Below are 22,502 nucleotides of genomic sequence, written 5' to 3' on the forward strand. Positions count from 1 at the left end.
GGTCGTAGGGGCATCCCGGTTTTGCGCTGCGAAGGGGGCGGGGGTGCGTGGCTATACTGGGGCCGTCACGTCAAAAACAGGCGTGACCGGGATTGGCGTCCCGTGTAACTGCTGCGACGAAAGCCGCAGATTTCTCCGCAGAGACTCTGTGGCTTTGTCGTTCGTGCCTCCATTTTTTTGGCGGCTCGAGCAGGGAGCCGCGAGGCTCGCCGGTTTGCGCAAGCAGTTCCTGGTACGCCAACCTGTTCGAGCTGCCGCCCTCAATTGGCGTTGGGTGCGACGGTTGTTGCAAACCGAACTGCCTGGAGGCCACGCATGGCTCTCGCCCCTTCCGTCACAGCCGAATCGCTCGCCTTGCAGGCTTGCGACGACCTCGACAGCTTTCACATGGTGCGCCGCGCGTATGCGTGCATCGAGAAACTCATCGTGCCGCAACACGTGAACGACACCGACGATGTGTACCCGACGCGCACCGAACTCGGCGCGCTGGTGCGGCTGGTCAACGAAGAACTGCAGCGGCGCATCGAAACGGCGGAGACCACGCTGCAGTCGCTGCGTGCTGCCGTGGGCGATGCCCAGCGGGGCTGACGGTTCAGGCGGGGCGCTCGCCGTTCTCCGCCGGCGGTTGCTGCTGTTGTCGTTGTTGCAACGTCGTCGAGATGCCGTAGAGCGCCAGCATGCCGAGCACGTGCCCGATGGCAACGCCCGGCTCCCCCGATTCGATCCGCGCGATCGTCTGGACATGAACGCCCAGGCGCGTGGCAGCAGCGGCTTGGCCCTCGCCAGCCGTTGTGCGCGCCAGCTTGGCGGCAGCCCCGAACGCCTTGATCGCTTCGATCGCGTCGTCCCCAATGTCGGAAGAAATGCGTTTTCCTTTGGCCATGGGGTGATTGTCACTGCTTGCCGGGCAGGCACGGTCGATCACGAATGAACGCAGAGGAAGTCGCTTTGATGGGCGTTCCTACAATGCACGACCATCATTGCTCACCGGCGCCTCGATGAAGCTTCTCAGTGCTTGCGAATACGCCATGGGTGTTTCCATGGGCGATCTGGTTGTCTTTCCTGACCCGGAAGGTCGCAACTTCATTCCGAACCCTGACCTTCAAGCAGCGCTGGTTGCTCTCGGTGTGAAGGTCGACATCATTGCTCTCTACGAACAGTTCTTCAAAGAGCCTCGCCTCGGCCGCGGCGATGTCCATGCTTTCCAGAGCAGCACAACTGAGCTCAATGTGTTCGTCATCGACATGTATCAGGACAGAGTCAACCAGGTTGACTTCGTTGCGATCGCCTTTCGATGCGATGGCTCGATAGCTCCGACCGTCGGAAAACACCTGAGAGCTTTCTTTGATGCTGCCTCCGTCCAGGCTGGATATGAAGAGGCGAACTGCCTGCCTCGGTTCAGAGAGTTGTTCGACCCCACGCAGTACCCACGAGTGATTCAGGAAACTGGCTACATGCAACAGTTCCACCTTCGACGCTGTGGTTGAGGTAGTTCATGGCTGGACGCAGATACTGAATTCCTTGCACGAGCATCAAGGCCACCCATGCACTCAAGAGCGGTCTCTTTCGGTTTCGCATGCACGCTACTGACCTTCGGCGCTTCGTCCTTCGCGTGCTCGCCCCCTAGCGATCCGACCCTTCGAGCCGAATTCTTCGAGAGTCTCAAGGGCCGCTACAGATTCTGGGCAGTCGTTCTCGGAGAGGAGTCCGTCACGACAACGGCTGGGCCCTTTCGGCCTGCGGCGACGATGACAGGTCTGCGCGTTCGGATCGTGGAAAGCGCCCACGCAGCGCTTCCCGTGTCGAGAGAATTCACCTTCGTCGAAGCGGCGATGGGATCGGCTTGTGAACCGGACTACCGCTCTCTTTCGATCCTCAAATACCCCGTCGGAACAGAGGTGCAGCTGGGCTCTGAGGACCTCGTTGGCATCCGTGTGTTGGGCTTCTCGCGTGCAGCAGCTCAGCAGTGCCCTGAGGCTGCTCCGGCCATGAACACAAAGACTCGCATCGACGGTGAGATTGAATGGGTCGCGATGCCAAAAGCCATACCAACTGGTTACAGCGGCTGTCGGTATTCGTGGTCTCGCTTCACCGGCAGCCGGGCTCCCATGACATCTGACTCCACCAGTCATTTCCTGAATGGACGTCTGCAATGGCTTCGAACGCCGGAGATGTTGTGTACCTACGAAGCCGGCGCCCTTGTCGCAGGGAAGTCATTCAGCGCGCATATCTGTCCAACGTCGGAAGCCATTGCGTCAGAACGTTGGCGGCTTAATGGAGCCGCAGCAGGCCTGAACAGCCCATGATCCTGGACGTCATCTCCCTCAGTCGATCGCTTGTCGAGGACGCATGGAACAACCCCGACAAGTGGGAAGCGAATCTTGCCTCTGCGCAAGCGTTGCTCTCGAAGGCGCTCGTTGAATCCCCTAGCAATGTCCTTGCCCTGACGTGCTTGGGCGCCGTGCTTTCCGATCAAGGTAAGCACAAAGAGGCTGCATCCGCCCTGCAGCGTGCAGTCGAACTCGGCTCCACCGATCGGAACACGTTCTTCAACCTCGGCGTGGCAACGATGAACTTCGGCTCACGCGCGAAAGCCATGTCTGCATTCCGTGGGGCCGAAGGGCTCCAGGCTTCGCCGCTGTCGTGGCCGGCATACTTTGATGCGCAGGCTCATTGAGCACCCTCCCATCCCAAGCAAGGAGACCCGCATGAGAATGCTGAAAATCATGGAGCACATCTCGCTGGATGGCGTGATCCAGACCTCGGGCGAAGACGGTTTTCCCTACGCGGACTGGACCACGCCCTACCGCAGCCCCGCCGGCCGTGATGAAGTGCTCGCCGCGCATGGCGGGCGCTTCGACCTGCTGCTCGGGCGTCGCACCTACGACATGTGGTCGGACTACTGGCCGAAGGCACCGAGCAGCGCGATGGCGGACGGCTTGAATGCGGCGACCAAGCATGTCGTGACCCACCGCCCCGAAAGCCTTTCGTGGGGCCCGTTCGAAAGCGTGGGGCCGGACGTCGTCGAGGGCGTTCGCCGCATCAAGTCGCAGGCGGGCCCGAACCTGATTCTCTGGGGCAGCTCTACGCTGACATCGACACTGCTGGCGCACGGCCTTGCCGATGAAGTGCTGTTGATCGTTTATCCGATTCTGGTGGGCGCAGGAAAGCGCTTCTTCGCGCAGGGAACGCCACCCCGCGCCTTCGAGCTCGTCACCACGAAAGCAATGCCATCGGGCATCCTCCTCAGCGCCTACAGGGTCGTCGGCCCTTTGAAGGCCGGGTAGTCGAACCGCGAAGCATCGCGAGCGAAATCACAAGGAACATCTTGATCCACCGCATCCGCACGGCCCTCGTGGCCTGCACCTTGGGCGCCGCGGCACTGGCCGTTTCCGCGCAGGTCAACATCGGCTTCATCGGCACGCTCTCCGGGCCCGGGGCTGCGCTCGGGCAGGAGCAGTACGACGGCTTCATGCTGGCGGTCGAGCAGCGCCAAGGCATGCTCGGCGGCGTTTCCGTGGCGGTCCTCAAGGAAGACGACCAGCACAACCCCGAGCGCGGGGCGCAGCTGGTGCAGAGCCTGATCGAGAAGGACAAGGTGAGCTTCATCACCGGCGTGACCTTCTCCGACGTGATGATGGCCATGGCCAAGCCGATGGCCCGAGCGGGCATGCTGTTTGTCGGCTCGAATGCCGGCCCCGCGCCGATCGCCGGCAAGCAGTGCAACACCAGGTTCGTCTTCGCCTCGTACCAGGACGAGTACCAGGCCGGGATCGTGGGACGGTACGCGGTCGACAAGGGTTACTGGAAGGCGCTGTTCATTGCGCCCGACAACGCGTCGGGCAAGGACCAGCTGCGCGGTTTCAAGCGCTACTACTCGGGTGAGGTGGTGAGCGAAATCAACGTCAAGCCCGACCAGACCGATTACGCGGCAGCGCTGGCGCAGATCCAGCGCGTGGCGCCCGATGCGGTGGTGGCCTTCCTGCCGGGCGACATGGGCGTGAACTTCATCCAGCAGATGAACCGCTCGGGCCTGCTGAGCAAGGTGCCCTTGCTGACCGTGGGCACGGTCGATGGCACGACGCTGCCGCTGCTCAAGGATGCTGCGCTCCATGTGCTGGCCGGCGCGGTCTGGGGCCCCGATCTGCCGAGCCCGACGAGCAGAGCTTTCGTTGCCGCCTTCGAAAAGAAGCACGGGCGCATTCCCTCGCAGTACGCGGCGCAAGGTTTCGATGCGGCGCTCCTGATCGACAGCGCGCTGAAGGAGACCAAGGGCTCCGTCGCCGATCGCGGTGCCTTGCGCAACGCGCTCAACGAGGCCGACTTTTCGTCGGTGCGCAGTGGCTTCAAGTTTCTGCGCAACGGTTTCCCGGTGCAGGACGGGCACATCTTCGTGGTCGCGAAGGACGCGCAGGGCCGCACGTCGCTCAAGCGGGTTGCCACGCCGCTGGAGGCGAACCCGGATGGGTACTGGAACGAGTGTCGGTAGGCAGGGGCTGGCGGCATCTGGCCAAGACCCCGACGTTCGCAGCGCCTATGCTCGGCGTTCAAGAACAAACCCCGTCCGTCCCGGCCACCGCCGCGAGACCACAGCCTGACCATGCACCCGACCGGAACCCTGCGCGGCATCGCCGCGATGCTGTTGGCCTGCGCCTTCTTCGCCTGCATGGACGCGCTGCTCAAGACCCTGGCCGGGCACTATCCGCCGGTGCAGGTGATGGCGCTGCGCGGTCTCACCGCGCTGCCCCTGGTGTGCCTGTACATCGCCTGGCGGCGCGAGGCAGCCGGCGTTTTCAACCGTCGGCTGCGCTGGCGCCTGCACCTGCTGCGCACCGCGCTGAACATGACGATGCTGGTGCTCTTCGTCCACGGCCTGAAGACCCTGGGCCTGGCCGAGGCCTACACGCTCACGTTCATTGCGCCGCTGCTGATGGTGCTCATCGCCGTGCCGCTGCTGGGCGAGTCGATTCTGCCGCGGCACTGGATCGCCATCGGGCTGGGCTTTGTCGGCGTGGTGGTGGCGCTGCGGCCCGAGCAGGGGGCCTTCCTTTCGACGGGCGCGCTGGCGATCCTGGTGGCCGCCGTCTGCTATGCGCTGTCGAACATGCTGGGCCGGCTCATCAGCCGCACCGAGCCGAGCGCCGCGCTGGTCTTCTGGACCACTGCGGGCATGGCCGTCGGCGGCAGCCTGCTCGCGGCGCCGCAATGGGTGCCGCTGCAGGCCGAGCACGCGTGGGCGCTGGCGGGCCTGGCCCTCAGCGGCTTCCTGGGCCAGCTGGCCATCGCCGAGGCCTTCCGCCACGGCCAGGCCGCAGCCATCGCGCCCTTCGAATACAGCGCGCTCGCGTGGGCGCTCGTGATGGACTGGGTGTTCTGGCAGGCCGCGCCCGACGCATGGACGCTGGGCGGTGGGGCGTTGATCGTTGCGAGCGGACTGTGGCTGGCGCGAAGCGAGGCGCCGAGGTCCGTACAGAAAAAGCGCAAGGCCGCCTGAGCCGCTGAGCGACTACAGTCGGCCGGAAGCAGCCACGCGCACAAAACTTTCAATGCCTCGAACCACTTCCGAGATCGCTCACGACATCGCCAACTTCGAACCTCCGGAGGACGGCAGCTGGCGCCACCTGGACTCGCTTCTGGATGAACTCTGGCGGGCGGGCAGTCCGGAGCAAGCCATGCCCGAAATGCTGAGCGTTTTCGAGCGCTACCCCGAGGAAGACGGCTACGGGGTCATGTGGACCATCGTTCACGGATTGGAGAGCTTGCCCAACTACCAGCCTGAGCTTCTTCGCTCCCTCGCGCGACAGCCCAGCGAACTCGGCATCACGATGATCGGGCGCATCTTGAACGCCGGCACGACGGAGATCGGCGGCGTTTCATTGCTGCAGACGCTGCACGATCTGGCGAAGACGGCAGCCTCTTCGTACATCAGGGAAGAAGCGCTCCGTGTGGCGTCTCGACCGCGCTGAACGTCCGCCGTGAGGAAAGCGCTCATTCGCATCGTGCTCCGCGGCCCCCTGGCTGCCCGGCATGGCGATCCAAGCCCATGACCACAGACCCTCTTCCAATCACCCGGCCCGCCATCCTCTGCGTCGCATGCGCCGCCGCGGCGGGGTTCTTCTGGTGGGCGTTCCATGAGCGGTACTACAGGCACAGGGACTGCATTGAAGCATCCGCATCCAGCTGCCTCGCGCCCGACGGCGCCAATCTGATCGGCGGGGGCGCCGTCTGGTCCGTGGTCGCTGGCCTCTTCACGTGCGCCTCGGTCTACTACCTGGGGGTCGTGCTTCGCCGTCGTCGGGCGAATGGCCGCTGATGGCCGGCTGAAGCGAGAGTTCAGGCCCCGCCGTCTTGTCGAGCCAATACGGGCGCCTCATGCCGCGAGGCCACCTCCGGCTGGCCATCGGGCGTGGCCCGCGCCCTGGCAAAGCAATCCACGTCGGCCGGCAAGGTCACGCCGCTTTGGGCGGAGCGGGTCCAGATGTGGCTCGTGAGTTCGACCGTGTTGGGGTCGTCGTAGCACCCGCGCGAGATGGCGCGCACATCGGGCCAGCGCTCGAAGGTCAGGCCCATCGTCGTGCCGCACGAGGGGCAGAAATGAACGAAGACCTGCTTGTGGCTGCCGTCCGATCGGTGCGCGTACTGCCGCAGTTCGCCTTCGTTGAACTGCACGGCGTCCATCGGAAAAAGCGACTCGGCGTAGAAGGACGTGCCGGTCATGCGCTGGCAGAACGTGCAATGGCACGCGAACGTGCGCAGCGGCGGCTGGGTCGTGCTGAATCGGACCTTGCCGCAGAGGCAACCCCCTTCAAGTACAGCTGGCATACGGCACCCGGAAAAAAGAGGGGATTCTGCCCCCTCGATCGACGGCGTTCGACGCAGCTGCGCGAACCGCGCGCTCAGGCCAGCCCCAGCTCCTTGGCTTCGGCTTCGTAATGGGGGTACGACGCCTTCATCGTCGCGCCGTTGAGGATCATCTCGGCCACGAGGGTGCGCGACGGCATCTCGTAGACCTTGGTGCGCACCCACACGGATTCGGTGCGCGCGCTCTCGCTCAGCGCGATGATCTCGCGCTCCAGTTCGTAGTCCTGGTCGACGAAGAGCGGGCCCTTGATCAGGCGAATCTCCTGCCCGGCGAACAGGCCCACGGCCGGCTTGCGGCCATTCAGTTGCGCCTCGGCGCTGGTGGAGCCGAGCAGCACGCTGATCATCTCGGTCGGGATGATGGCCCGGCCCCACGGCGAGCGCTTGCCGCCTTCGACCGTGTACCAGTCGCAGGGCTCGGTGATGACCTTGAGCTTGTCGGCGAGCGTGAAGGGGTAGTGGTCGCCCATGTGCTGGTCGAAGCCCATGCGGATCTTCTCGACGACGGCGCCGCGCTGGCCCACGCGCAGGTCGCGGTTGATGACCAGGCCCTGCGGCGGGCGCAGCTTGGCGATGCGCTGCGGCAGCTCGTGCGGGTGCTGAGCGGCATCGCCCACCGACGCAGTGCCGGTCAGCACCGGCGTGCCGTCGGCTTTTTCGGCGCGCAGGCGCACGAAGGTGGCGCCGGGCGCGGGCAGGTCGACAAAGGCGCGCACCGACTCGCCCTCGACCACCATGTTCTGGTAGTGGGCGCTGATGCAGCCGGTTTCGAACCAGGCCTGGCCGAACACATGGAACAGCAGGGGATCGAACTGGCTGAAGTGCGTCGGCCCTTCGATCGGCCCGGCGCGCAGGCCCAGCGTTTCGGCCGTCGCGTCGTCGTGGATCGACTTGTGGTCGTCGTAGGTCTGGTCGGCCAGCATCTGGCGCGGCTGGCGCAGCGGGCCGCACAGGCCCAGGGCGGTGGTGGTGAAAGGCGAGGTCATGGGGAAGGGCTCCGTGTAGCCGGCGGCGGGCGCCAGTCGAGTTCGCGATGATGGCAAAGTCTCCGCGCCGCGCCTGTCGCCTAGGGAACGCCTGATGCGGCCGGCCACGCAGTCACTGGCGGTCGGCGCACGGAAGATGCATCGGTCGTCCTTGCATGACGGTCCGGGTGGTCACTGGCCTCATTGCGCCTCGACACCCAGCTCGCGCATCCGCCGGGTGATCACGTTGAACTCCTCCTTGTACGACGCGGCGAACTGCTCGGGCGTGCTGTTCATCACCTCGAAGCCACGGTTTACGAACAGCTGGCTGACTTCGGGCGAGCCGACGATGGCGCGCACTTCGCGGGCCAGCTTGTCGACGATGGGCTGTGGCGTCTTCGCCGGTGCCAGCAGGCCGATCCAGACGTTGGTGTCGTAGAGCGGGTCCTTGAAGCCCAGCTCGTTCATGGTCGGAACCTGCGGGAGCGAGGTGGAGCGTTGTCGTCCCAGCACGGCCAGCGGCACGACCTTGCCCGTTGGCACATGCTGCATCGCGCTGGGCACCGACGACAGTCCGACGTCGATGGTGCCCGACAGCAGGTCGGTCACCACCGGCCCTTCGCCGCGCTGCGGCACATGCACCATGCCTGCATTCAGGCCGCGGTTGAGGCTCTCGCCGGCTAGGTGGCCCAGCCCGCCGACGCCCCAGGACCCGTAGCTCAGTTTCACGCCCTTGGCCACCTTGGCCTTCAGGTCTTCGATGCTCTTGATGCCGGTGCCGGGGTGCGTGGAAATCAGCGCCGGGCTGCGCACCACCTGCGTGACGCCGACGAAGTCCTTCTGCGGGTCGTACGCCAGGGTCTTGAACAGCGCCGTGTTGTTGATCTGCGAATCGGTGATGGTCATCAGCAGCGTGTAGCCGTCGGGCTTGGCGCGGCCGACTTCGCCGGCGCCGATGGCGCCCGCCGCGCCCGCCTTGTTGTCCACCACCACGGGTTGTCCCATCGATTTCGAGAGGCGATCGCCGAGGGTGCGCGCGACGAAGTCGGTCGCGCCGCCGGCGGCGTAGGGCACGACGAGGCGGATCGGCCGCGAGGGGTAGCTTTCCTGCGCGGCGATGGGCAGCGCCAGCGTGATCGCTGCGCATGCGGCAGTCATTTTTCTGAACATGGTTGTCTCCAGTGGTGGGGTTGGGTTGTTGGTGTTGTGGGGGGAACGTCAGAGATCGAGGACGAGGACGGCGCTGCGCGCGCGAGACACGCAGGGCAGGATGCAGGTGTGGCTGTCGCGCTCGTCGTCGCTGAGCACGAAGTCGCGGTGATCCGCCTCGCCCTCGAGCAGCGGCACCTCGCAACTGCGGCACATGCCTTCGCGGCACGAGAAGGGAACGCTGACGTTCGCGCCTTCCAGTGCATCGAGCAGGCTCTGCCGCGGTGTGACCTCGATCCTCTGGCCGCTGCGATGCAGCACCACGGTGAAGGTGCCGGCCGGCGCTGCGGGCGTGGCGGGTTCCGGCGGTGCGAAGCGTTCGAAATGGGTGGCCGCCTTGTCGATGCCGACAACGCCTGCGGCCGCGCCGACTGCGTTCATCAGCCCTTCGGGGCCGCAGCAGTAGAGGTGGGCGCCCGGGGCCGCACCGGCCAGCCAGCCCGCCAGGTCAGGTGGCGTGCCCGCCGCTTCCTGGTCCACGTGCAGCTGCACGCGGTCATGGTGGCGCGCCAATGTCCACGCATAGGCGGCACGGGCCCGCGTGCGCACGCAGTACAGCAGCTTCCAGAGCCTGGCGTGGGCCTCGCACCAGAGGATCATGCTCAGGATGGGCGTGACGCCGATGCCCCCGGCCACGAACAGATGCTCGGTGGCGGCCGGGTCGATGCCGAACAGGGCGCGCGGCGCACCCACCTCGAGCACATCGCCCACGGCAAGGCGCTGGTGAACGAAGGCCGAGCCGCCGCGCGAGGCTGGCGCCAGGCCCACACCGAGCACGTAGCGGTGGCGCTCCAGCGGCGAGTTGGCCAGCGAATACTGTCGGCGGATGTCGCCGGGCAGCAGCAGGTCCACATGGGCGCCCGAGGTGAAGGGCGGCAGCGCAGCGCCGTCCTGCGCACGCAACTCCAGGCCGAGCACATCCTGCGCCTCTTGCGTGAGGCGGGTGACGAGGAGCTTCATGGCTCAGGCCTTGACGGCTTCGGGCGCTGCAGTGGCGGCGGCGCGGGCCCCGGCTTCTTCGAGCGCTTCTTCTTCCAGCCGGCGCGAGACCATCCAGCGGAACTGGTTCAGCGCGGCGTCGATGCCGAAGGCCATCATCTTGAAGCCGGGCGCCAGCGCCAGGCTCTTTTGCTGCGCGGTGATGATGTCGCGGTCTTCGTCGAAGGCATCCACCACGGCCTGGTGGATCGAGTGCGTGACTTCGGGCTGGTCGATGGCGAAGTTGTGGGGATGCGCGAAGAAGTAGTGGGTGGAGTTTTCCGTCTCGGGCGTGATGGCCTGGCAGCCGCGAAACTCGATCGCACCTTCGCGGTTGCCTTCGGCGGCGCCCTGGCCGGTGGGCGCCATGCCGGAGTCCATCAGCAGGATGGCCGGGATGGTGAAGTTGTAGATGTTCCATCGATCGACCCTGCTGCCCCAGTCCTTGACCGCCTGGGCGAACGGCGGCGGCTCGGTGTCGAGGGCCCACCGGGTGATGCGCACGCCGTTGTCGATGCGTTCGACCTTGGGCTGGGCGGCGGCGTAGTCCGCACTGCCTCCCAGCGTGGTCGGGTGCACGAAGGGCAGGTGGGAAAAGTCCAGCAGGTTGTCGCAGATCAGCAGGTAGTTGACGTCGTAGTGGATGTAGCCGTCCAGGCTGCGCCAGTGCGGGTCGTCCAGCCATGGCGTGTCGGGGATCAGCGCAGGGTCGGCCTTGTCGGGAGCGCCCATCCAGATCCAGATCCAGCGGTGGCGTTGCACCACCGGGAAGGTGCGCACCCTGGCCTGGATGGGAATGCGCTTCTGGGCCGGTGCCTCGATGCACTGGCCCGAGGCGTCGAACTTCAGGCCGTGGTACATGCAGCGCACGCAGTCGCCTTCTCGCCGTCCCACCGACAGGGGCGCGCCGCGGTGGCAGCAGCGGTCTTCCATGGCGACGATCTCGCCGGCGTCCTTGCGGTACATGAGAACGGGCACGCCGATGATGGTGCGGGCGAACAGGCCCTGCGGCGTGAGCTCGTTGTCCCAGGCAGCCACGTACCAGGTGTTTTTGATGAACATGGGGCGTCTCCCTTGTTGTCCGCCGCGTTCGGGTCACGGCATGGGCAGAGCGTAGGACGAGGGTTCTCATGTATCAATGTCATTTCAGTCATTCCTAGAATGCGCGGCATGCATGCGGAAAACCTCGACCTGAATTTGCTGGCGGTCTTCGACGCGATGTTTCGCGAGGCCAGTGTCACGAAGGCCGCGCAGGGCCTCGGGCTGACGCAGAGCGCGATGAGCCATGCGCTCAACCGGCTGCGTGCTTTTTTCGACGATCCCTTGTTCGTCAAGGTCGGCAGCCGCATGGAGCCCACGCGCAAGGCCGAGGGCATGCGCGCTGCGGTGGTGGAGGTGATGACCACCGTGCGCCAGCAGATCCTGGCGGGCGCCCGGTTCGAGCCCGCGCTGGCGCGACGCACCTTCACCCTGTGCATGACCGACATGGGCGAACTGGTGTTCCTGCCGCCGCTGCTCGAGCGCTTCAAGAAGGAGGCGCCCGGGTGTTCGCTGCGCACGCTGCAGGTGCCGCTCGAGCAGGTCGAAGGGCTGCTTGCGTCAGGCGAGGCCGACCTGGCGGTGGGGTCCATCCGTGCGGCGCCCGAGGGGCTGTTTCATCAGCGCCTGTTCCTGCACTCCTTCGTGACCATCGCCAGCGCGCGGAACAAGGACATCGGCGCCACCCTCACGCGCGAGCGCTTCGAGGCGATGCGGCACATCGTGGTCTCGCTCACCGGCCACTCGGCGGAGAGCTACGACAAGGTGCTGGAAGACCAGGGCATCCGCCGCACCGTGGCCGTGATGACGCCCCACTTCCTGATGGTTCCGCTCCTGATGGACCGGCACGCCGATCTGCTCGCAACCGTGCCGCGCGAACTGGCGGAGGTCTTCGCCCGCATGGGCACGGTGCGCATGTTCGAGCCGCCGGTGCCCGTGCCCCAGTTTCAGCTCAATCAGCACTGGCATCCGCGCTTTCATCACGACCCTGCCGTGGTCTGGCTGCGCGATGTGATGAAACACACCTTCGAGCACTACCCGCGCATCACCACGCAGGCCAGTCCTCCGGCCAGGAAAAGTGCGCGAGCCAAGTCGCGTTGACGTGCCGGCCGGCATCGACTTTTCCTCTGCTGCGAACCTCAGCCCCCACCCGTTTCTTCGTGCACGCTTGTTCGAGCGGCCGCGCACTGTTACAAAGGGCGTCTCCATGCGCTCGACCACCTTTCTCTTCGTTTCGCTGCTCTGGCTTGTCGTGGCCGCTCCGGCCGCGCAGGCGGAGGTGGTGCGTTGCACCGACGCCGACGGCCGCATCGTCTACACCGACGGCGCCTGCCCGCCGGGCACGCGGCAGTCGCGGCAGCTGCGGATCGACGAGCCGCCGCCTGCACCGCCGCGTGCCTCCAGCGAGGAAGACACGCCGCGCCGGTCGGACTACGCGGCACCGACCGCTCCACCGCCGCAGCCCGCGCCCTCGGGGCCGGCGATCATTCCGCGTTACCCGGTGGGCGAGGCGCCTGCGGCCGACCCGGGGCCGACCTACATCTGGGGCGGCGATCCGTACTACGGCCCGCCGCGACCGGGGTATCACCCCCGGCCGCCGCGTCCGCCGCGCGATCCTGGGCCGCCGCCCGGCCAGCGGCCGTGCAATCTCGCGGGCATCAAGCGCAGCAACTGCTGAGCGCGTTCGTTCCTCTTTCCGCTGCTTCCTGCTTTTTCATGACCGTTGCCGCGCCCGAGCGCCTTCCCCTTTGGGTCGTCCATTGCGACGGCAGCGCCATGCCGAACCCCGGGCGCATGGGCGTCGGCGTCGTCATCACCCAGCCCGACGGCACCCGCCACACCTTCTCGCAGGCCACGCACACCACGGGCTGCAACAACGAGGCCGAGCTGCGGGCACTGACGCTCGCGCTGCGCGAGCTGCAGGCGCGCGGCGCCACGAGCGTGCAGGCCTTCAGCGACAACAGCACGCTGGTCGAACAGTTGAGCGGCGCTGCCGACGTGCGGCCGATCGTGCGCATGGCGCCGCTGTTCGACGAGGCGCGCACGCTGCTGCAGGGCTTCGACGAGGCGCGCGTGCAATGGATTCCGCGCCACCGCAACGGCGAGGCCGACGCGCTCGCGCGGGCCGCGCTGGGCTTCGGGCCGAAGCCGCCGCCCAAGGCCTGGAAGAAGCGGCGCTAGCGGCGCCCGCGAAGGGGCACGCGGCAGGTTCTATCATTCGGGTCGATTCAGACACCCGTTTCCCCATGACCGAAGAAGCCACCTCCAAGCCCACGCTGCCCGACCATCTCTCGACCGATCCGCGCAGCCCGCACCACATTCCTGCCGTGTTCGAGCATCCGATCGGCATCCGCTTCAACGGCAAGGACCGCTTGGACGTCGAGGAATACTGCATCAGCGAAGGCTGGATCAAGGTGCCCGCCGGCCGCACGCTGGACCGCAAGGGCTATCCGCTGCTGATCAAGCTCAAGGGCGCCGTCGAGGTGTACTACCGCGACTGACGGCCCGGGGCACACGTCCCTACCGTTTCTGTTTTTCTTTCAGCGCCACTGCAGCAGCAGCGACCACGGCTGGCGGCTCATGTGGCGATCGACGCATGCGTTGCCGCCCGCCGTGCAGCCTTCGGGCAGGTAGCTCGGGTCCAGCAGCCGCGTGCCGGGCGCAAAGGCCAGGCGCCGCAAGGTGACCGACTGCAGCACGTTGCCACCCACGGCATCGAAGCCCGCACCGTCCACGCCCACCACCACATCGCAGTGCATCGGCAACGGTGCGCCGCCCGTGGGACGCGCGGCGAGCACCTCGCCGATCTTGGCGAAGCGATCGAGCGCAGTGCCGCGCGCGCCGCGTGCGTGGCAGACCAGGTCGCCGGGGCGTGGCGGCGTGCGCATCAGGTCGCAGGCGCGCAGGGCCTGCGGTGTCGCGCGGCCCGCGGCCTCGTCGTTGCCGGCCTGCCAGGCGGCGCCGGCGTAGTCGACGTGGGCCTCGGAAAAGACGAACTCGTCGGCACCGAGCCCGGCCTCGCGCGCGACCCAGCTGATGAACGCGGCGGACCAGGGCGTGTCGATCACCGCGACACGCTGCAGGGCCACTTCGAGGGCGCGCTGGTCCGACGCGTCCAGCCCCTGGCCGGGGCCGACACCCAGGCCTTGCAGGCGCGCCGCGCTCGCCTGGTTCAGCGCGTCGGTCAACCGCGTGCGGTCGGCCGCCTGCGGGGCGCCGAAGCGAACGAGAGAAGGCAGCCGCTCGTTCGACGGATCGACCGCGCGCCAGTAACGCAGCACGCGTTGCCATGCGGGCAGCGCGTCGATCGGATAGCGCGTGTCTTCTGCTTCCGAATAGCCAGACTCGGTGAGCCGGCCTTCGGCGTCCATGGTCTGGCTGCCGAAGGCAACGTGCTCTTGTCGGGCCAGCGCGGCCATTGCGAGGGCGCGTGGCGGCGGCGGAATGTAGGAGGCCGTGGCAAGGCAGCCGGAAGCGGCCGATGCGAAGGTGGGCGCCGCCGCGAACACCAGGGCTGCGCACAGCGTGCGCGCTGCGTGGCGCAGCGGTTGTGTGAGCGCGGAGGAGGGCGCGATGACGGGCGGTGGCGGCATGTGAAGCAAGCATAGCGGGGCACTGCCCGTGGCAAGCAGAATGCAGGGCGCTCCCTGAAGCGCCGGACCGTCCGGCGCAGGCGCTCCACCGTGAAGCTCAAGACCATCCTGCTGCGAATCCTCGGTGTCATCGCCGGCCTCGTCGTCGTGGGCTATGCCGCGTTCCAGTGGAGCCCGTGGCCCTCGGTGCTGATGATCCGCTACGCCTTCGGCAAGGGCTCGGACGCTGCATCGCAGTCGCTGCAGAAGCATGTGCCGCCCGGCATCGCGGCGGTGCTCGACCAGCACTACGACGAGGCCGACCCGGATGCCTACCTCGACGTGTTCCGTCCGGCCTCGGCGGGCACCCGGCCCTTGCCCACCATCGTGTGGGTGCACGGCGGCGCCTGGGTCTCGGGCCACCGGCGCGACGTGGCGAACTACGCGCGCGTGTTGGCGGGGCAGGGCTTCACCGTGGTGGCCGTCGGTTATTCGATCGCGCCGGGCGAGGGCTATCCGGTGCCGGTGCGGCAGGTGAACACGGCGCTGGGTTATCTGGTGCGCGAGGCGGTGCGGCTGGGCGTGGACCCCGCGCGGCTCGTGCTGGCCGGCGACTCGGCGGGTGCGCACATCGTCGCGCAGGTTGCGAACGCGATGGCCGTGCCGGGGTACGCGAAAGCCGTGGGCCTCACGCCCGTCATCGCGCGCGAGCAGCTGCGCGGCATGCTGCTGCACTGCGGCGCCTACGACGCGGCGCAGGCCAAGCTCGACGGTGCCTTCGGCGGCTTCCTGCGGACCGTGTTCTGGTCGTACAGCGGCAGCAAGGATTTCCAGAACGCGCCGGCCTTCGAGACTGCGTCGGTGCGCCGTTATGTGAGCGAGGCTTTTCCGCCGTCGTTCATCACCGCGGGCAACGGCGATCCGCTCGAAGGGCAGTCGAGGTCGATGGCTGAAACGCTGATGGCGAAGGGCGTGCAGGTCGACAGCCTGTTCTTCCCCGCAGACCAGACGCCCGCGCTGCCGCACGAGTACCAGTTCAACCTCGACGATGCGCCGGGGCGGCTGGCGCTGGAGCGCTCGCTGCAGTTCTTGCGGCGCGTCATGGCGCCGTAGCTAGGTCAGCTCTGGGGCTTGCTCGGCAGGTCGCCTTCGCGCAGCTTGCGGCCGACCCACATCAGGCCGGTTTCATAGTCGGCGCTGCCGACCTGCACGCCGCCCACGGTGCGCAGCGCGCCGGTGCCGTCATCGGTGGCCGGGCCTTCGCCCGTCAGGTCGCCGGGGACCAGCAGGCGGCCGTCCTTCAGGAAGTCGGCGATGCGCAACTGGCGCATGCCGCGGCCCCAATGCCAGTGCTGCTTGAGGTCGAAGGATTTCGGCGATGGCGCGGGTTTGGATTTCTTCACGGGATGTCGGGGAGAGGCTTGCGAAGGGTCGCGTCGGCGCGATCAAACGTACAAGTGAACGCACCATGAAAAAAGCCTGCTACCTTGTGGGTAGCAGGCTTTCCAGCGTTGCCGCGATGTTGGTTGGTGGGCCCTGAGTGACTCGAACACTCGACCTACGGATTAAGAGTCCGCTGCTCTACCAACTGAGCTAAGAGCCCTTGCTTTGAAAACCGTTAGTGTTTTCTGGCAAGACCACGAGTATATACCAATCTTTTTGGGACTTCAAAAAATTTCTGCACATTTGTACGACGGCGTTAGGATGCGCGACCTTCGGGGCCCCGCCCCACCCCCTATCCGAGGAGTTTTCGATGAGCGATGCAAGCAACACCCCCCACGTCGTGATCACCGGCGCCGCGGGCGCGCTGGGCCGGGCCGTGGCCCAGCACTTTCTTGACCAGGGCGCGCGGCTCGCGCTGGTCGATCACCATGCCGGTCGCCTGGCCGAAGTCTTTCCGGGCCTGGACAACTCGCAGCACCTGCTGCTGGCCGGGGACGTGACCTCGGCGCCCGACATGGCGGCGCTCACCGGCCAGGTGCTGCAGGCCTTCGGCCGCGTCGATGCGCTGGTGCACATTGCCGGCGGCTTCGAGATGGGCGAGGCGACGCACGCACTCACGCGCGCGAGCTGGGACCGGATGATGAACCTCAACGCCTGGTCGTTCGTCGCCGTGACGCAGGCCGTGCTGCCCTCGATGATCGAGCGCCGCGCGGGCCGCATCATCGCGGTGACGGCGAAGGTGGCGGCGCGCGGCCTGCCGGCCATGGCGGCATACATCGCATCGAAGAGCGCGCTGCAGCGGCTGGTGGAATCGATGGCGGCCGAGGCCGCGCCGCACGGCGTGAACATCAACAGCGTGGCGCCCAGCGTGCTCGACACGCCGGCCAACCGCCAGGCGATGCCCGACGCGAACCCGGCCGAGTGGGTGTCGACCTCGGTCGCGGCGCAGACCATCGGCTTCCTGGCATCGCCGGGCGCCGCGGCGCTGCACGGCCAGCACCTGACGCTCGACGCCTGATATTTCCGGGCCGCAGCGCACAGCTGCAAATGAAAAAGGCCTTGGCGATTGCCAAGGCCTTTTTGCTGGGTCGGTTGGTGGAGAGGAGGAGGATCGAACTCCCGACCTCCGCATTGCGAACGCGGCGCTCTCCCAGCTGAGCTACCCCCCAACACAGGCGACATTTTATCCAGCCGGGCATTTCCATGCACGCGGCCGTGCCAAGATGCGCCCCGGAAAAACAAGGAGCAAGCACCGCATGGAAGCGCACGACCCCGCCTGGCTGGAAGGCATGTACAACAACCTGGCGCGGGTGAAGGACCACCCCGCCTACTTCGCGCGCTGGGGGCGCGATTCCGCCGCGGCGCGCGACACGCTGCCGTGCCGCATCGATGTTCCCTACGGCACCGGACCGAACGAAACGCTCGATATCTTTCCGGCGCCCGTGCCCGATGCGCCGGTGCTGGTCTTCATCCACGGCGGCTACTGGCGCGCCATGGACAAGAAGGACCACTCGTTCATCAGCCCCGCCTTCCACGACCGCGGCATCTGCGTGGTGCAGCCCAACTACGCGCTGTGCCCGGGCCCGGTCGACCAGCCGGTGACGGTGCCGGGCATCCTCTTGCAGATGGTGCGGGCGCTGGAATGGACGTGGCGCCATGTGGCAGCGCATGGCGGCGACCCTTCGCGCATCACCGTCGCGGGGCATTCCGCGGGCGGCCACATGGCGGCGGCGTTGCTGGCCTGCGACTGGAAGGCGGTGGCGCCCGATCTGCCCGCGCAACTGGTGCGCAATGCGTTGTCGGTCTCGGGCCTGTTCGACCTGCGGCCGCTGCAGCGCACGCCCTTCCTCGAGCACACGCTGAAGCTCACCGATGCCGACGCGCGACGCGCGAGCCCGGCGCTGTGGCCTGCGCCGGCGCGCGGCCAGCTCTATGCGGCGGTGGGGGGCAACGAGAGTGCGGAGTTCATCCGCCACAACGCGATGATCCGCGAGGCCTGGGGCCGCCACACCGTGCCGGTGTGCGAGGTGCTGCCGGGGCTGGACCACTTCGGCGTGGTCGATGCGCTGGCCGATCCGGCGCACGCGCTGCACCGCTATGCGGTGCAACTGCTCGAGGCCTGAAAGAAAAGACGGGCGGGCAGAGGGCCGCCCGTCGCGCTCACATCAGCAGGTGTTCGCCGGCGTTGTCGCCGCCCAGCGTGACGTAGTTGACCTTGCGGATGTCCATCAGCGTGCGGCCGCCCGCGTAGCTGATCGAGCTCTGCACGTCCTGCTCCATCTCGACCAGCGTGTCGGCCAGCTTGCCCTTGATGGGCTCGAGGATGCGCTTGCCTTCGACGTGCTTGTACTCGCCCTTGTTGAAGTCGCTGGCCGAGCCGTAGTACTCCTTGAAGAGCGTGCCGTCGACGTCGACCGTCTTGCCCGGCGACTCTTCGTGGCCCGCGAACAGCGAGCCGATCATGACCATCGACGCGCCGAAGCGGATGCTCTTGGCGATGTCGCCGTGGTCGCGGATGCCGCCGTCGGCAATGATCGGCTTGGTGGCCACGCGCGCGCACCACTTGAGCGCCGACAGCTGCCAGCCGCCCGTGCCGAAACCGGTCTTGAGCTTGGTGATGCAGACCTTGCCCGGGCCGATGCCGACCTTGGTCGCGTCGGCGCCCCAGTTCTCCAGGTCGATCACGGCCTCGGGCGTGCCGACGTTGCCGGCGATCACGAACGACTTGGGCAGCTTGGCCTTGAGGTAGCCGATCATGTTCTTCACGCTGTCGGCATGGCCGTGCGCGATGTCGATCGTGATGTATTCGGGCACGAGGCCCTGGGCCACCATCTGGTCGACGGTGTCGTAGTCGGGCTTCTTCACGCCCAGCGAGATCGAGGCGAACACGCCCTTGCCCTGCATGTCCTTCACGAACTGGACGTTGTCCAGGTCGAAGCGGTGCATCACGTAGAAGTAGCCGTTCTGCGCGAGCCACAGGCAGATCGACTCGTCGACCACCGTTTTCATGTTGGCAGGCACCACCGGCAGGCGGAAGGTGCGCTCGCCCAGCGTGACGCTGGCGTCGCATTCCGAGCGGCTTTCCACGCGGCATTTGCGCGGCAGCAGAAGGATGTTGTCGTAATCGAAGATTTGCATGACCAGGCTCCTGAAAGGAATCGTTGAGTGGAACGAATGAGCGCTTGGTCCGGCCGGTTCTCGTGGTCGCGTCATGAAAATGACGGCCAAAAAAAACCGGACGCAAGAAACTTGGGCCCGGTGATTGATTTTACGGCCATGGCGATGATGCGCAAGTCGCCGGGGCGTATTGACCCTATGGGTTGCTGCGTATACCCGACGACCGCGGTGCGCTTCTTTGTCAGAACCGGTAGCCGATGCCCACGCCGAACAGCCACGGGTCGACCTTCACGGTCGACAGCTGCACGCCGTCCATGTTCACGGCGCTGCGGATGCGCAGCTTCTTCACGTCGATGTTGAGGTAGGTGTTCTTCGCCACCTCGATGTCGACACCGGCGCCCAGCGCGAGGCCGAAGCTCTCGTTCTGCAGCTGCAGCTGCAGGCGCCCGACCGTCGGCACCTGCAGGTTGACGCTGCTCAGGCGCGTGTAGTTCAGGCCCGCGCCGATGTAGGGCCGGATCTTCGCGGTGGGCATGAAGTGGTACTGCAGCATCAGCGAGGGCGGCAGGTGCTTGAAGGTGCCGATGTCCACGGGCCCGCCCAGCGCGCTCTGCTGCACGGTGACCGTCTGTTTCTGCGGCACCGTCAGCACCAGTTCGGCGGCGATGTTCGGCGTGAAGAAGTAGGTGACGTCGAGCTCGGGAATGGTCTTGCTGTTGACCGTGATGGCATCGGCCGGAATCGACAGGTCGGCCACCGGCGTCGAGTGGTTCGCCGGCTTCAGGTACACGGCGCGGGCGCGCACCAGCCAGTTGCCTTGTGCTTCCTGCGCGGCGGCCGGCAGGGCGGCCATGGCGCCGAGCAGGGCGGCGAGGCAGGCGGGGGCGAGTTTCTTGGACATGGGTTCTCCAGTTGTGACGGCCGGCGCGCAGGGCCGGCAACTGAGAGGCAGTCTCCTGCCGGGCACGGCCGTATCACTTGATCTGCCGCAAGAGGGGCAGGCCTGTGCACGCCGGCGGGCCCGGGCTTGATCCAGGTCATACCCGCAGGGGCAAGCGCGTCCGGCGAGGCCTGGGGCGGGGCAGCTTTCTACAATGGCACCCATGCTCCCTCACGACCTGTTTTCCGGCGCGTCCGCAGCCGATACGGGCGGCCCTGCCTCGCCGTTGCTGAACAACCTCAACGCCGAGCAGCTTGCTGCCGTCACGCTGCCCGCGGGCAATGCCCTCATCCTTGCCGGTGCCGGCTCCGGCAAAACGCGGGTGCTCACCACCCGCATCGCCTGGCTGCTGCAGACGGGGCAGGTGTCCGCCGGCGGCATCCTGGCCGTCACCTTCACCAACAAGGCCGCCAAGGAAATGATGACGCGGCTGACCGCGATGCTGCCGGTGAACGTGCGCGGCATGTGGATCGGCACCTTCCACGGCCTGTGCAACCGCCTGCTGCGCGCGCACTGGAAGCTGGCCAACCTGCCCTCGACCTTCCAGATCCTCGACACGCAGGACCAGCTCTCGGCCATCAAGCGCCTGATGAAGCAGTTCAACGTCGACGACGAGCGCTTTCCGGCCAAGCAGACGCAGTGGTTCATCGCCGGCGCCAAGGAAGACGGCCTGCGCCCCGGCGACATCGAGGCCCGCAGCGACGACGACCGCAAGAAGGTCGAGCTCTACCAGCTGTACGAAGAGCAGTGCCAGCGCGAAGGCGTGGTCGACTTCGGCGAACTGATGCTGCGCAGCTATGAGCTGCTGCGCGACAACGAGCCGGTGCGCGAGCACTACCAGCGGCGCTTCCGCCACATCCTGGTCGACGAGTTCCAGGACACCAACCGCCTGCAGTACGCGTGGCTGAAGATGCTCGCGGGCCACACGGCGATCGGCGGCCACTTCACGCCGGGCGAGCACAACAGCGTGATCGCCGTGGGCGACGACGACCAGAGCATCTACGCCTTCCGCGGCGCGCGCGTGGGCAACATGACCGACTTCGTGCGCGAGTTCGACGTGCGCCGCCAGATCGTCCTGGAGCAGAACTACCGCAGCTACAGCAACATCCTCGACTCGGCCAACGAACTCATCAGCCACAACAAGAAGCGCCTGGGCAAGAACCTGCGCACGACCCAAGGCCCGGGCGAGCCCGTGCGCGTGTACGAATCGCCCACCGACCTCGCCGAGGCGCAGTGGATGGTCGAGGAAATGCGCCAGCTGGCGCGCGACGGCTTCGACCGCAAGGAAATGGCCGTGCTCTACCGCAGCAATGCGCAAAGCCGGGTGATCGAAACGGCGCTGTTCAATGCCTCGGTGCCGTACCGTGTGTACGGCGGCCTGCGCTTCTTCGAGCGCGCCGAAATCAAGCATGCGCTGGCCTACCTGCGCCTGCTCGAGAACAAGGACGACGACACCAGCTTCCTGCGTGTCGTCAACTTCCCGCCACGCGGCATCGGCGCACGCACGCTCGAAAGCCTGCAGGACGCGGCGCGCGCCGCCGGGCGTTCGCTGCACGATGCGGTGAGCGCGGTCGGCGGCAAGGCCGGCTCGAACCTCACGGCCTTCGTCGCCAAGATCGACGTGCTGCGCGAGCAGACCCAGGGCGTGAGCCTGCGCGAGATCATCGAGCTGGTGCTCGACCACAGCGGCCTTGTCGAACACTACAAGGCCGACCGCGAAGGCGCCGACCGGCTGGAGAACTTGGACGAACTCGTGAACGCGGCCGAAAGCTTCGTCACGCAGGAAGGCTTCGGCCGCGACGCCGTGGCGCTGCCGGTCGACGAGCTGCGCCAGTCGCCCGCCAGCCAGGGGCTCGACCCCAGCCGGCCGGTGCTCGACGAGCCGCTGGCGCCCGACGCCGAAACCGGCGAAACGCTGAGCCCGCTCGCGGCCTTCCTGACGCATGCGGCGCTCGAGTCGGGCGACAACCAGGCGCAGGCCGGGCAGGACGCGGTGCAGCTCATGACCGTGCACGCCGCCAAGGGCCTGGAGTTCGACTGCGTGTTCATCACCGGCATGGAAGAGGGCCTGTTCCCGCACGAGAACTCGATGAGCGATTTCGAGAGCCTCGAGGAAGAACGGCGCCTGATGTACGTGGCGATCACGCGCGCCCGCAAGCGCCTGTACCTGAGCCATTCGCAGACGCGCATGCTGCACGGCCAGACCCGCTACAACGTCAAGAGCCGCTTCTTCGACGAGCTGCCGGAAGGCGCGCTCAAGTGGCTCACGCCGAAGAACCAGGGCTTTGCGCCTTCGGCCTTCGGCTATGGCGGCGGCTACGGCAGCACGCGCGGCGGTGCCGGTGGCTACGGTGGTGGGGGCGGCGGCAACCGCTACGG

At 66.8% G+C, this 22,502-nt stretch carries 26 protein-coding genes and 2 tRNA genes; 16 read left to right on the forward strand and 12 right to left on the reverse strand.

From position 1 onward, the window contains the following. Window positions 1-315: 315 nt before the first annotated feature. Entirely contained in the window at window positions 316-588 is a 273-nt protein-coding gene (locus tag AC07Y4_RS28720) for a hypothetical protein (RefSeq protein ID WP_487850112.1), read from the forward strand. 4 nt (window positions 589-592) lie between these two features. Here AC07Y4_RS28720 and AC07Y4_RS28725 read toward each other — a convergent pair whose 3' ends face one another. Continuing rightward, a complete protein-coding gene (locus AC07Y4_RS28725) occupies window positions 593-883 on the reverse strand; it encodes a helix-turn-helix domain-containing protein (RefSeq protein ID WP_487850113.1) in 291 nt (96 codons plus the stop codon). 115 nt (window positions 884-998) lie between these two features. Here AC07Y4_RS28725 and AC07Y4_RS28730 point away from each other — a divergent pair, with 115 nt between their 5' ends. From AC07Y4_RS28730 to AC07Y4_RS28760, 7 genes are all read left to right on the forward strand, one after another. Next, window positions 999-1,487, forward strand: coding sequence for a hypothetical protein (locus AC07Y4_RS28730; protein ID WP_487850114.1), 489 nt, complete (start codon window positions 999-1,001; stop codon window positions 1,485-1,487). A 261-nt stretch (window positions 1,488-1,748) separates the two neighbouring features. Beyond that, window positions 1,749-2,306, forward strand: coding sequence for a hypothetical protein (locus tag AC07Y4_RS28735; RefSeq protein ID WP_487850115.1), 558 nt, complete (start codon window positions 1,749-1,751; stop codon window positions 2,304-2,306). After that, window positions 2,303-2,677 (forward strand): tetratricopeptide repeat protein, encoded by a 375-nt coding sequence (locus tag AC07Y4_RS28740; RefSeq protein WP_487850116.1) that lies wholly within the window; start codon window positions 2,303-2,305, stop codon window positions 2,675-2,677. Before AC07Y4_RS28735 ends, AC07Y4_RS28740 begins: the two co-directional genes overlap by 4 nt. Before the next feature lie 31 nt (window positions 2,678-2,708). After that, the gene (locus tag AC07Y4_RS28745) at window positions 2,709-3,287 is read left to right on the forward strand and encodes a dihydrofolate reductase family protein (protein WP_487850117.1); all 579 of its coding nucleotides are present in this window, start codon (window positions 2,709-2,711) and stop codon (window positions 3,285-3,287) included. A 41-nt stretch (window positions 3,288-3,328) separates the two neighbouring features. Then, window positions 3,329-4,489, forward strand: a complete 1,161-nt coding sequence (locus AC07Y4_RS28750; RefSeq protein WP_495275467.1) for an ABC transporter substrate-binding protein — start codon at window positions 3,329-3,331, stop codon at window positions 4,487-4,489. 111 nt (window positions 4,490-4,600) lie between these two features. Further along, a complete protein-coding gene (locus AC07Y4_RS28755) occupies window positions 4,601-5,494 on the forward strand; it encodes a DMT family transporter (RefSeq protein WP_487850119.1) in 894 nt (297 codons plus the stop codon). Between the two features lie 52 nt (window positions 5,495-5,546). Further along, on the forward strand, window positions 5,547-5,966 hold the full coding sequence (locus tag AC07Y4_RS28760) for a hypothetical protein (RefSeq protein ID WP_487850120.1): 420 nt from the start codon (window positions 5,547-5,549) through the stop codon (window positions 5,964-5,966). 367 nt (window positions 5,967-6,333) lie between these two features. On the opposite strand, the gene AC07Y4_RS28765 is transcribed toward AC07Y4_RS28760, so the two are convergent. The 5 genes from AC07Y4_RS28765 to AC07Y4_RS28785 all read right to left on the reverse strand — a co-directional run bounded on the left by AC07Y4_RS28765 (window position 6,334) and on the right by AC07Y4_RS28785 (window position 11,075). After that, complete coding sequence (locus AC07Y4_RS28765) at window positions 6,334-6,822, reverse strand: GFA family protein (RefSeq protein WP_487850121.1); 489 nt, start codon at window positions 6,820-6,822, stop codon at window positions 6,334-6,336. 74 nt (window positions 6,823-6,896) lie between these two features. Continuing rightward, window positions 6,897-7,847, reverse strand: coding sequence for a hypothetical protein (locus AC07Y4_RS28770; protein WP_487850122.1), 951 nt, complete (start codon window positions 7,845-7,847; stop codon window positions 6,897-6,899). A gap of 180 nt (window positions 7,848-8,027) precedes the next feature. Continuing rightward, window positions 8,028-8,996 carry a Bug family tripartite tricarboxylate transporter substrate binding protein gene (locus AC07Y4_RS28775; RefSeq protein ID WP_487850123.1) on the reverse strand — a complete coding sequence of 323 codons (969 nt, stop codon included), beginning with the start codon at window positions 8,994-8,996 and terminating at the stop codon, window positions 8,028-8,030. 48 nt (window positions 8,997-9,044) lie between these two features. Then, window positions 9,045-9,995: a PDR/VanB family oxidoreductase gene (locus AC07Y4_RS28780; protein WP_487850124.1), complete on the reverse strand. Its 951-nt coding sequence runs from the start codon at window positions 9,993-9,995 to the stop codon at window positions 9,045-9,047. 3 nt (window positions 9,996-9,998) lie between these two features. After that, window positions 9,999-11,075, reverse strand: a complete 1,077-nt coding sequence (locus tag AC07Y4_RS28785) for an aromatic ring-hydroxylating dioxygenase subunit alpha (protein WP_487850125.1) — start codon at window positions 11,073-11,075, stop codon at window positions 9,999-10,001. 12 nt (window positions 11,076-11,087) lie between these two features. Between AC07Y4_RS28785 and AC07Y4_RS28790 the strand changes: the two genes are divergently transcribed. The 4 genes from AC07Y4_RS28790 (at window position 11,088) to AC07Y4_RS28805 (ending at window position 13,552) form a co-directional block, all read left to right on the forward strand. Then, the gene (locus AC07Y4_RS28790; protein WP_487850126.1) at window positions 11,088-12,152 is read left to right on the forward strand and encodes a LysR family transcriptional regulator; all 1,065 of its coding nucleotides are present in this window, start codon (window positions 11,088-11,090) and stop codon (window positions 12,150-12,152) included. A 106-nt stretch (window positions 12,153-12,258) separates the two neighbouring features. After that, window positions 12,259-12,729 (forward strand): DUF4124 domain-containing protein, encoded by a 471-nt coding sequence (locus tag AC07Y4_RS28795; protein ID WP_487850127.1) that lies wholly within the window; start codon window positions 12,259-12,261, stop codon window positions 12,727-12,729. A 38-nt stretch (window positions 12,730-12,767) separates the two neighbouring features. Further along, complete coding sequence (locus AC07Y4_RS28800; RefSeq protein WP_487850128.1) at window positions 12,768-13,232, forward strand: ribonuclease HI family protein; 465 nt, start codon at window positions 12,768-12,770, stop codon at window positions 13,230-13,232. Window positions 13,233-13,297: 65 nt separating this feature from the next. Beyond that, window positions 13,298-13,552 carry a DUF3297 family protein gene (locus AC07Y4_RS28805; protein WP_062468964.1) on the forward strand — a complete coding sequence of 85 codons (255 nt, stop codon included), beginning with the start codon at window positions 13,298-13,300 and terminating at the stop codon, window positions 13,550-13,552. A gap of 39 nt (window positions 13,553-13,591) precedes the next feature. Here the strand turns inward: AC07Y4_RS28805 and AC07Y4_RS28810 are convergent, their stop codons facing one another. Then, entirely contained in the window at window positions 13,592-14,644 is a 1,053-nt protein-coding gene (locus AC07Y4_RS28810) for a DUF2272 domain-containing protein (protein WP_487850129.1), read from the reverse strand. Window positions 14,645-14,734: 90 nt separating this feature from the next. Here AC07Y4_RS28810 and AC07Y4_RS28815 point away from each other — a divergent pair, with 90 nt between their 5' ends. Continuing rightward, complete coding sequence (locus AC07Y4_RS28815; protein WP_487850130.1) at window positions 14,735-15,736, forward strand: alpha/beta hydrolase; 1,002 nt, start codon at window positions 14,735-14,737, stop codon at window positions 15,734-15,736. Window positions 15,737-15,741: 5 nt separating this feature from the next. Here AC07Y4_RS28815 and AC07Y4_RS28820 read toward each other — a convergent pair whose 3' ends face one another. Both AC07Y4_RS28820 and AC07Y4_RS28825 read right to left on the reverse strand, forming a co-directional pair. Continuing rightward, window positions 15,742-16,026 carry a hypothetical protein gene (locus tag AC07Y4_RS28820; RefSeq protein WP_487850131.1) on the reverse strand — a complete coding sequence of 95 codons (285 nt, stop codon included), beginning with the start codon at window positions 16,024-16,026 and terminating at the stop codon, window positions 15,742-15,744. Window positions 16,027-16,150: 124 nt separating this feature from the next. Then, window positions 16,151-16,226 (reverse strand) — tRNA-Lys (locus AC07Y4_RS28825). A gap of 150 nt (window positions 16,227-16,376) precedes the next feature. Between AC07Y4_RS28825 and AC07Y4_RS28830 the strand changes: the two genes are divergently transcribed. Next, window positions 16,377-17,084 (forward strand): SDR family NAD(P)-dependent oxidoreductase, encoded by a 708-nt coding sequence (locus AC07Y4_RS28830; protein WP_487850132.1) that lies wholly within the window; start codon window positions 16,377-16,379, stop codon window positions 17,082-17,084. 75 nt (window positions 17,085-17,159) lie between these two features. Here AC07Y4_RS28830 and AC07Y4_RS28835 read toward each other — a convergent pair. Beyond that, window positions 17,160-17,234 (reverse strand) — tRNA-Ala (locus AC07Y4_RS28835). A gap of 88 nt (window positions 17,235-17,322) precedes the next feature. Here AC07Y4_RS28835 and AC07Y4_RS28840 point away from each other — a divergent pair. Further along, window positions 17,323-18,189 (forward strand): alpha/beta hydrolase, encoded by an 867-nt coding sequence (locus AC07Y4_RS28840; RefSeq protein ID WP_487850133.1) that lies wholly within the window; start codon window positions 17,323-17,325, stop codon window positions 18,187-18,189. A 37-nt stretch (window positions 18,190-18,226) separates the two neighbouring features. On the opposite strand, the gene AC07Y4_RS28845 is transcribed toward AC07Y4_RS28840, so the two are convergent. Both AC07Y4_RS28845 and AC07Y4_RS28850 read right to left on the reverse strand, forming a co-directional pair. Then, window positions 18,227-19,204 carry a GMP reductase gene (locus AC07Y4_RS28845; protein ID WP_062468948.1) on the reverse strand — a complete coding sequence of 326 codons (978 nt, stop codon included), beginning with the start codon at window positions 19,202-19,204 and terminating at the stop codon, window positions 18,227-18,229. Window positions 19,205-19,424: 220 nt separating this feature from the next. After that, window positions 19,425-20,084: an OmpW/AlkL family protein gene (locus AC07Y4_RS28850; RefSeq protein WP_487850134.1), complete on the reverse strand. Its 660-nt coding sequence runs from the start codon at window positions 20,082-20,084 to the stop codon at window positions 19,425-19,427. A 202-nt stretch (window positions 20,085-20,286) separates the two neighbouring features. Between AC07Y4_RS28850 and AC07Y4_RS28855 the strand changes: the two genes are divergently transcribed. Then, the coding region (locus AC07Y4_RS28855; RefSeq protein WP_495275468.1) for an ATP-dependent helicase at window positions 20,287-22,502 on the forward strand (2,216 nt) is incomplete at its 3' end.

This window comes from Variovorax sp. GW460-12-1-14-LB1 (genome assembly GCF_059423605.1).

Excerpts from the sequence above, each read along its gene's own strand:
- AC07Y4_RS28720 (WP_487850112.1), top strand. The coding sequence starts at position 316 with ATGGCTCTCGCCCCTTCCGTCACAGCCGAATCGCTCGCCTTGCAGGCT.
- AC07Y4_RS28725 (WP_487850113.1), bottom strand. The coding sequence starts at position 883 with ATGGCCAAAGGAAAACGCATTTCTTCCGACATTGGGGACGACGCGATC.
- AC07Y4_RS28730 (WP_487850114.1), top strand. The coding sequence starts at position 999 with ATGAAGCTTCTCAGTGCTTGCGAATACGCCATGGGTGTTTCCATGGGC.
- AC07Y4_RS28735 (WP_487850115.1), top strand. The coding sequence starts at position 1,749 with ATGACAGGTCTGCGCGTTCGGATCGTGGAAAGCGCCCACGCAGCGCTT.
- AC07Y4_RS28740 (WP_487850116.1), top strand. The coding sequence starts at position 2,303 with ATGATCCTGGACGTCATCTCCCTCAGTCGATCGCTTGTCGAGGACGCA.
- AC07Y4_RS28745 (WP_487850117.1), top strand. The coding sequence starts at position 2,709 with ATGAGAATGCTGAAAATCATGGAGCACATCTCGCTGGATGGCGTGATC.
- AC07Y4_RS28755 (WP_487850119.1), top strand. The coding sequence starts at position 4,601 with ATGCACCCGACCGGAACCCTGCGCGGCATCGCCGCGATGCTGTTGGCC.
- AC07Y4_RS28760 (WP_487850120.1), top strand. The coding sequence starts at position 5,547 with ATGCCTCGAACCACTTCCGAGATCGCTCACGACATCGCCAACTTCGAA.
- AC07Y4_RS28765 (WP_487850121.1), bottom strand. The coding sequence starts at position 6,822 with ATGCCAGCTGTACTTGAAGGGGGTTGCCTCTGCGGCAAGGTCCGATTC.
- AC07Y4_RS28770 (WP_487850122.1), bottom strand. The coding sequence starts at position 7,847 with ATGACCTCGCCTTTCACCACCACCGCCCTGGGCCTGTGCGGCCCGCTG.
- AC07Y4_RS28775 (WP_487850123.1), bottom strand. The coding sequence starts at position 8,996 with ATGTTCAGAAAAATGACTGCCGCATGCGCAGCGATCACGCTGGCGCTG.
- AC07Y4_RS28780 (WP_487850124.1), bottom strand. The coding sequence starts at position 9,995 with ATGAAGCTCCTCGTCACCCGCCTCACGCAAGAGGCGCAGGATGTGCTC.
- AC07Y4_RS28785 (WP_487850125.1), bottom strand. The coding sequence starts at position 11,075 with ATGTTCATCAAAAACACCTGGTACGTGGCTGCCTGGGACAACGAGCTC.
- AC07Y4_RS28795 (WP_487850127.1), top strand. The coding sequence starts at position 12,259 with ATGCGCTCGACCACCTTTCTCTTCGTTTCGCTGCTCTGGCTTGTCGTG.
- AC07Y4_RS28800 (WP_487850128.1), top strand. The coding sequence starts at position 12,768 with ATGACCGTTGCCGCGCCCGAGCGCCTTCCCCTTTGGGTCGTCCATTGC.
- AC07Y4_RS28805 (WP_062468964.1), top strand. The coding sequence starts at position 13,298 with ATGACCGAAGAAGCCACCTCCAAGCCCACGCTGCCCGACCATCTCTCG.
- AC07Y4_RS28810 (WP_487850129.1), bottom strand. The coding sequence starts at position 14,644 with ATGCCGCCACCGCCCGTCATCGCGCCCTCCTCCGCGCTCACACAACCG.
- AC07Y4_RS28830 (WP_487850132.1), top strand. The coding sequence starts at position 16,377 with ATGAGCGATGCAAGCAACACCCCCCACGTCGTGATCACCGGCGCCGCG.
- AC07Y4_RS28840 (WP_487850133.1), top strand. The coding sequence starts at position 17,323 with ATGGAAGCGCACGACCCCGCCTGGCTGGAAGGCATGTACAACAACCTG.
- AC07Y4_RS28845 (WP_062468948.1), bottom strand. The coding sequence starts at position 19,204 with ATGCAAATCTTCGATTACGACAACATCCTTCTGCTGCCGCGCAAATGC.
- AC07Y4_RS28850 (WP_487850134.1), bottom strand. The coding sequence starts at position 20,084 with ATGTCCAAGAAACTCGCCCCCGCCTGCCTCGCCGCCCTGCTCGGCGCC.